Source organism: Moorena sp. SIO3B2, from assembly GCF_010692525.1.
In the GTDB taxonomy this organism is placed as follows: domain Bacteria; phylum Cyanobacteriota; class Cyanobacteriia; order Cyanobacteriales; family Coleofasciculaceae; genus Moorena; species Moorena producens.
In genome coordinates this window covers 1-8,066 of record NZ_JAAHHE010000285.1, presented here as the reverse complement: position 1 = coordinate 8,066, position 8,066 = coordinate 1, and the positions used below count along the sequence as shown (strand labels likewise).

Genomic DNA, 8,066 nt, shown 5'->3' with positions numbered 1-8,066 from the left:
TAAAATCTCACCTGAGTTCGACGTAACCCTGGAAGCCTTAATCTACCGTAGTTGCTCAAAGCCTGTATCCCCCATTGTTGCCTCAAGGGTTCCCGAAGCCTAGCCTGCTTAGGGCTAATCGCTTATATGGAAATCAGGTTAGGTAGATTATCCCCCATCACCCGATCACCCCATTACCTGATTACCCCATCTATTCAGGTCTGTGATTGCTGTACACTGGCAAAAAAGAAGTCTTGGAGCAGGTTTGAGGACTTCTTTTGGAGGCTGAAAGTCCCTCTATTAGGAGGTTTTGTAAATAAAATTAACTTTTACGAAAAAAAAATAGTAGGCTTCTTGTATAATTCTCGACATAGAGGTATGTAACTATTTATAGATACCTACTTACCATCTCTCTCTGAAAATTCAGGAGTAAGTTTCATGGTTGTATTAATAGGCGGTCCAGGTAACGATACCTTGATGGGCGGGGCTGGTGATGACACCCTCAGGGGGAATGCTGGCAATGATAGCCTGGTTGGCGGGGCTGGTGATGATAGCCTGGTTGGCGGAGCTGGTAAAGATACCCTGATTGGCGGAGCTGGTAAAGATACCCTGATGGGCGGAGCTGGTGATGACACCCTCAGGGGGAATGCTGGCAATGATAGCCTGGTTGGCGGGGCTGGTGATGATAGCCTGGTTGGCGGAGCTGGTAAAGATACCCTGATTGGCGGAGCTGGTAAAGATACCCTGATGGGCGGAGCTGGTGATGACACCCTCAGGGGGAATGCTGGCAATGATAGCCTGGTTGGCGGGGCTGGTGATGATAGCCTGGTTGGCGGAGCTGGTGATGATAGTCTGCTTGGCGGAGCTGGTAAAGATACCCTGATTGGCGGAGCTGGTAAAGATACCCTGATTGGCGGTGTAGGTAACGACTCTCTGTCTGGCGGTGTAGGTAACGACTCTCTGTCTGGGGGCTTAGGTAATGATACCATCGTAGGTGTAAATCCCAGCAGTAACAATCCAGGTGTTAATGAAATTGATACCTTAACCGGAGGAGCTGGTGCTGATACATTTGCGATTGGAAATAGCAATAATCCTTACTATGTCGGGGGGGGAGGACCTGCGGGTCTCAATGACTACGCTCTAATTACAGATTTCCAATCTGGTACGGATAAAATTCAACTCAAGCAAGGCATCAACTATACCTTTGGTTCCAACTTTATCGCTCTCGATTCTGGTTCGGGCTTTGATGTTATTGCTATAGTTTCTCCTGGCTATGACCAAGGGGATCTGATGTTTGTATAACGACTAGTACACCGTCTCGGAAATAACTGACTAGTTAAAATCTCCTTGATCTGGCCCGTTTCCCCCTTTTCTTCCTCTCCGTTAAACTGAGTACTCGAACCATTGTGATTAATCGTTTGGTGGGCAGTGCTTACTTTGGCTATGGCCAGCTTGGTGAATCTTTCTGGTGCACTGCCCACCCTACATCAACCTGAGTACTCGAACCATTGTGATTAATCGTTTGGTGGGCAGTGCTTACTTTGGCTATGGCCAGCTTGGTGAATCTTTCTGGTGCACTGCCCACCCTACATCAACCTAAATGGGACAGTGATTAATCCTAGGGTGGGCAGTGCCTAGGAACGGGCAAAGCCCAGCTTGGTGAATCTGTCTGGTGCACTGCCCACCCTACATGAACCTAAATGGGACAGGGGATGTGGGTGAATGGGTACGCTAAATCCCCAATTGTCTGATTCACTTGTCTGATTCAGACGCTACCCCAAGTTATGACTTTTGTCAATAACTTGGGGTAATTTTTGTTTCTAAAATAGAATTTATCAATTCGGTGAGATACTTGCGTATAGGCGGTTTCGACGTCTAATTAGTACATATGTACATAGTAAGTTAACTTCTAGAGAAAAAAAAATAGTAGGCTTCTTGCATAATTATCCAAATCCAGGTGGATAGCTCTTATAGATACCTACTCACAATCTCTAAAAAATTCAGGAGCAACTTTCATGAATACATTAATCGGCGGTCCAGGTAATGACTTTCTACAAGGAGACAACAATGATGATAACCTGATCGGGCTTGCTGGCAATGACACCTTACTAGGTTTGGGTGGCAATGACCTTCTTGATGGGGGTGCTGGCAATGACATCCTGGCAGGGGCTGCTGGGGAAGATTTACTTGATGGCAGAGCTGGCAATGATTTATTAAGCGGTGGTGATGGTATTGATCTTCTAGATGGTGGTCAAGGCAATGATACCCTGATTGGCGATCGCGGTGATGACAATATCAATGGCGGAGATGGTGATGACCGAATGATTTGGAATGACGGTGATGGCAGCGATATCATGGAAGGGGGTGCTGGCTTTGATGTAGTAGAAGTGAATGGCGCAGATGGTGCCGGAGATAACTTTGCCCTCAACCCCAATGGCCCCAGGGTACGCTTTGAGCGGTTGAATCTCGGTCTGTTCAACCTGAATGTCAATGATGTAGAACAGTTTGAGATCAATGGTCTTGGGGGTGATGACACCTTAACTGTTAATGACTTGTCCGGTACTGATGTACAGCTGGTAGTCTTTAACGGCGGTGATGGTAATGACCTTCTCGATGGAACCAATGCTGTGTTACCTTTGCTTGGTATTGGAGGTAATGGCAATGACACCCTGATTGGCGGAGCCGGTGATGACAACCTCAGGGGTGATGCTGGCAATGATAGCCTGGTTGGCGGAGCTGGTGATGATAACCTAATTGGAGATGCTGGCGATGACACTCTGATTGGAGGTGATGGCGATGACAATCTGGTTGGTGGAGATGGTGATGATGTCCTAATCAGTGGCAACGGTATTACTACCTTTACTTTTGACACTGGAGTAGCTTTCAATTCAAGCGATTTGGGTCTCGATAGCATTACTAACTTTATCGGAGGTCAAGACAAAATTAGTCTGGAACAGAGCACCTTCACTGCGCTCACTGGTACGTCCAGTGGGGGCTTAGATAGCAGTGAATGGGCGGTTGTATCTGATAATAGCCAGGTCGAAAGTAGTGGTGCTTTGATTGTCTACAACAGCGAAACCGGCGGTCTATTCTACAACCAGAATGGCAGTGCAGGTGGTCTGGGAAGCGGAGCTCAGTTTGCTACAATCGACACCAGCACCTCGGTAGATTTCACAGACTTTGAGGTATTTTAAGTTAATTAAAAGTTAACTTATCTAGCATTTATCAATTCGGTGAGGTACATTTTGGATTTTAGGGACTGAGGCCGTGGGCCACGCGGGGCGCTTTCGGAGCAGGGACTTCGGAGCAGGGAGTAGGGAGTAGGGAACAAATCCTGTGTACCTCACTGGTGATGAGAATTGCTATAGTCGTTTTTTGTTGAAGGTTGACAGTCAACCTTCAACCTTCAACCTTCAACCTTCAACCTTCAACCTACCCTAGACCGAACCCCTACAGCAAACAACCTTCATGCTGATTAATCACCGTCCTAATTACAGGAATTATAGTAAAAAATGTGCGATTACTGTGGGAAATTTTTTCCATTAGTGAGCGCCTTTCCAAAGACTGTAAAACTGAAATAAGTTGTGAATTATAGTCTAAAGTAATACTATGGCGCAATTGTTTAATGTAAATGGGGGTAGGATTCCTAGCTAGATAGGCGATCACCTTCTTCTCTGACTCATCTAACCGATTCAATTGCTCGATTAACATTGCTCTCATTGGCTCAGGAACAATCATTTCCTCCCAACTTAAAAATTCCGATACACTACCAAAAAAAAAGTCTTTAATCGTTGTCACAGCCAGCTTTAACCCTAAGGGATTGCCTCGATAACGTTTAATGAGTTCCATGTCTTGCTCTTGTTCAGACAAACCATTAGCTGCTAATAGTTTCCGAGCATCTTCTGTTGGTAAACCGTTTAGGGTTAATGAACGAGTGGAATAGTTTTTTTTCTCAAGTAACTCCATTTCTAGTGGTGGTTCCCAACTGATTAGGAGCAAACAACTTTGGTGTCTTTCTTGTGCTACTCTTCTAAAAAGTTGACCATAATCCTCATATCCGGCTTGATACTTTCCAACTAAAGTGCCACGGCTTAAAATCTGTTCAGCATCATCGAGTATTACTAGACAGCGATGCTCTCGTAAACACTCTAGAAAGTGAGACATGAGCAGGTTGATGTCTTCTGGTAACTCCGATGACTGGTGGTGAGACAGGAATGGAATCAGTTGTGCCAGCAGTTGCTTCAGGGGTTGGGCAGAGGATAGCGATCGCCAAATAATATAATCAAACTCCCCCTGAATCTCTCGTGCTAGCTTGACAGCTAACGATGTTTTGCCAACGCCTACTATCCCAAGTATTGCTACCAATTGGCTTCCCTTGAGACTAATCCATTGCTTAAGGGTGTTCAGTTCCCTAGTGCGTCCATAGAATGCAGAAATCTGTGGTGCTTCACCCCAATCTTGGGACTGCTGGGGAGTTTTGTATCCAGCGGCTTCCAGCCATATAGAGATATCTCTCCAACTTTTTAGGGTGTTCGATTTCCGATTAGTTAAGCTTTCTACATACCGATACAAACCTTTAGTGAGTTGAACGCTAAGTGAGCCACAACTCCAATGGAGAGCAGCAGCAATTTTTTTAGGAGGATAGCCGCACAGCAAACCTCTTAAGCATGCTTTTTCCACTGGGGTCAATTTGATTTCCCTATTTGTAGCAATGTTTTTTTTATGAGCTAGTTCTGTATACAACTTTTCTAAATTCCACAGCTTGGCTGCTTTGATAAACAGTTCATCTTCAAATCGATTGGTGTTAGATTTCATAGTAGGGAATCCTAATCAAGCTCACGAAATAGCTACCTATCAACTAATAAATTAACTAATCAATAAGGTAGCTATTGGGAGCGTTTACTAGATATATTTGCAAAACGTAGATGTCCCCGATGCTGATAACTATACTGTTTGAAAAAATCAGTTTTTGTTACATCTCTACGTAAGCAAATTACCCTGATTACTGTCCCTAAATTGGGTGCATCTCATATTTGTAAAAAAGTTGGGTAGGGTGCGTGATAAGACGGGCTCGCCCTCATTTTATCGGTAGCCAGTGTTGGGAAAGTCCGTCCCGTAACGCACCACTAGATCAAACAGCAAAAATGAGATGCACCCCCTAAATTTGTAAGGCTAAATTGTTTTTTTTAAGCTAAGTTAATCTTACCATTTTATACATAGGTAATTATCAGGTCAATTGGGATAATTTAGGTTGAATTTAATTTAATTCCTAAACTAAACACCCCCGATAACCGATTGACTGATAAGTCTAGTTTACTTGATTTGTGAAAAGTTGACAGTACCCGTTAGGGGTACCATAGCAGTTCTCAATTGGGTGAGGTACCTAGCCCTTGGGGTTTTAGGGAGTCGGGAGTCGGGAGTCGGGAGTCGGGAGTCGGGAGTCGGGAGTCGGGAGTCGGGAGTCGGGGTAAGAAAATTAAATCTACCTCATCAGTAGGATTAACGCTATATATTTGTAAGCATTCAGCTATCAGCTAATGCGCTACGCGCACGCTACGCGAACAGCTCTCAGCTTTGAGCTTTGAGCTTTTAAATAAAACAAGTAAGCATTCGTTTAATCTTTGTTACGTCAGCTGTTCGCGTAGCGTGGGCTTTTAGCCCACGGCTGACGGCTGACGGCTGAATGCTTACATATATTTTTTTTGGGTAGAGCTGGTGCTGCTAAGTAACAAGTCACAATAAACAATTATTAATTGTTTATTAATAATTAATTAATAACTATAGCGATTCTCATATTAATTAGCTACACACACCTATTTTTTACGTGTTCCTTTTCCTGTTCCCAGATCCGCTGTTCCTAGATCCGCTGTTCCCCTTGCTATTGTGTACTTCACCTATTTGATAAAGGCTATACTCCTTGACCTAATCCTAAAACCTAATCAAATCCTAATCACCATTAGGTATTTTATAGCTGCTGCGATCGCTAAGGTAGATTCATACCAAAAAAAAGAGTTAATTAACCATGGCTACGTTACTAACTGAAACTCAGAAATTATCCAACTTAATTCCAGAATCCGAACTAGATTTAATCAAGTCACTGCCACAATCTATTCAGGATCAGGTAGTTCCTAGCCCCGATTTATCTAAGTCTGCTGGTACACCGATTCAGTTAAATTTGACCCAGATACAACAGTTAGTTCCCAATGAGTCAGGCGTACAAAGCTTATCGTCGAAATCTATAATCTCAGGGCCTTTTAACTTTATTATTGGTACTCCCAATCCTGACTTTTTAGTGGGTACTAACAAGAACGATTTAATTTTAGGACGTGGCGGAAATGACATTATTATAGCACTCGGTGGCAATGACCTTGTGTTTGGTGAAGAGGGAAATGACATTGTTATCGCTGGCTCAGGTAACGATTTTGTGTCTGGCGGCTCAGGTAACGACTTTGTGTTTGGCAGTTCTGGTAATGATATCTTGGATGGTGGCTCTGGTAATGACTCCCTATTCGGGGGAACTGGCAAAAACCATTTCATTGGCAGTAGTGGTAATGATGTCCTGGATGGAGAGGAAGGCAACGATACTGTCGATTACACTGGTCTCGGTCGAGCTATTACTCTTTTACCCACGGGAATCGTTAACAAAAGTGGTCTTGGTCAGGATGAGCTAATCCGAGTGGAGACGATTATTGGGGATGCCGGTCAAGCTAATACGATTGATGCCTCTTCTGCTGGTACTGGTGCGTCTGTGAACGTAAATCTGCAACAGAACAGTTTACAGATTAATGTTGTTAATGGTCCAGTTCTTAATCGCACTGTCCAAAACTTTGTCAATGTCAAGGGTGCTGGTCGCAACGATACCATTATTGGTGATAACAACAGTAATCAACTTACTGGTGGTGCCGGAAGTGACAATATTACTGGTGCCGGTGGTAATGATACCATTGTAGGTGTCGATCCCAACAGTAAACAGCCAGGTATTAATGAAATTGATATCTTAACGGGAGGAGCTGGTGCTGATAAATTTGTGATGGGAGATAGCAAGAATCCTTACTATGTCGGTGGAAAAGGATTTTTGGGTCTGAATGATTACGCTCTACTTAAGGATTTCCAATCCGGTACGGATAAAATTCAACTCAAGTCAGGGCTCAACTATACCTTTGCATCAAACTTTATCGCTGTCAATCAAGGCTTCTCTTCTTCTGATAAAAGTCTTGCTTCAGTGGAACAGATTGCTAATGATATTGCTGGAGGTAAGAGTTTAGGTGTTGAATCTCAGCTGACCATAGGGGATAGTAGTTTGGACTCTGTTGAGAAGATCGCGCCTAATTTCGGCTTTGACATTATTGCTATTGTGTCTGGTGGCTATAACCAAGGGGATTTGACCTTTGTATAACGATTAGTTTGGTGGGCAGTGCCTACCAATGGGCTTTGGCCAGTTTGGTGAATCGGTCTGGTTCACTGCCCACCCTACATCAACCTGTGATTAATCCTTTGGTGGGCAGTGCCTAGCAATGCGCTATGGCTTGGTGAATCGGTTTGGTTCACTGCCCACCCTACATCAACTACATCAATTGTGATTAATCCGTTGGTGGGCAGTGCTTAGCAATGCGCTATGGCTTGGTGAATCGGTTTGGTTCACTGCCCACCCTACATCAACTACATCAATTGTGATTAATCCGTTGGTGGGCAGTGCTTAGCATTGCGCTATGGCTTGGTGAATCGGTTTGGTTCACTGCCCACCCTACATCAACTACATCAATTGTGATTAATCCGTTGGTGGGCAGTGCTTAGCATTGCGCTATGGCTTGGTGAATCGGTATGGTTCACTGCCCACCCGACATCAACTGTGATTAATCGTTTGGTGGGCAGTGCTTAGCAATGGGCTTTGGCTTGGTGAATTGGTCTGGTGCACTGCCCACCTACATCAATTGTGATTAATCGTTTGGTGGGCAGTGCCTAGGCTGTTGAGTTTGAATCCCTTATGCCGATAAAAGTTCATGCAGTTTATATGTCAATTTTTGTAGTCTGAAAAATAGCCCGACGCTTGGCCAAGGGAGATTCTCCAAAGTGCTGTCGATACCAAT

General features: G+C 44.2%; 5 protein-coding genes. 4 read left to right on the top strand and 1 reads right to left on the bottom strand.

Annotated features, from left to right (window positions below):
* Positions 1 to 417: 417 nt before the first annotated feature.
* Positions 418 to 1,281: a calcium-binding protein gene (locus tag F6K38_RS31260; protein ID WP_287358969.1), complete on the top strand. Its 864-nt coding sequence runs from the start codon at positions 418 to 420 to the stop codon at positions 1,279 to 1,281.
* Between the two features lie 713 nt (positions 1,282 to 1,994).
* Positions 1,995 to 3,173 carry a calcium-binding protein gene (locus tag F6K38_RS31255; RefSeq protein WP_287358966.1) on the top strand — a complete coding sequence of 393 codons (1,179 nt, stop codon included), beginning with the start codon at positions 1,995 to 1,997 and terminating at the stop codon, positions 3,171 to 3,173.
* Between the two features lie 256 nt (positions 3,174 to 3,429).
* On the opposite strand, the gene F6K38_RS31250 is transcribed toward F6K38_RS31255, so the two are convergent.
* Positions 3,430 to 4,794, bottom strand: a complete 1,365-nt coding sequence (locus F6K38_RS31250; RefSeq protein ID WP_287358964.1) for an NB-ARC domain-containing protein — start codon at positions 4,792 to 4,794, stop codon at positions 3,430 to 3,432.
* Between the two features lie 559 nt (positions 4,795 to 5,353).
* On the opposite strand from F6K38_RS31250, the gene F6K38_RS31245 reads away from it, so the two are divergent.
* Both F6K38_RS31245 and F6K38_RS31240 read left to right on the top strand, forming a co-directional pair.
* Positions 5,354 to 5,476 (top strand): hypothetical protein, encoded by a 123-nt coding sequence (locus tag F6K38_RS31245; RefSeq protein ID WP_287358962.1) that lies wholly within the window; start codon positions 5,354 to 5,356, stop codon positions 5,474 to 5,476.
* Positions 5,477 to 6,001: 525 nt separating this feature from the next.
* A complete protein-coding gene (locus F6K38_RS31240; protein ID WP_287358960.1) occupies positions 6,002 to 7,375 on the top strand; it encodes a calcium-binding protein in 1,374 nt (457 codons plus the stop codon).
* Positions 7,376 to 8,066: the final 691 nt, after the last annotated feature.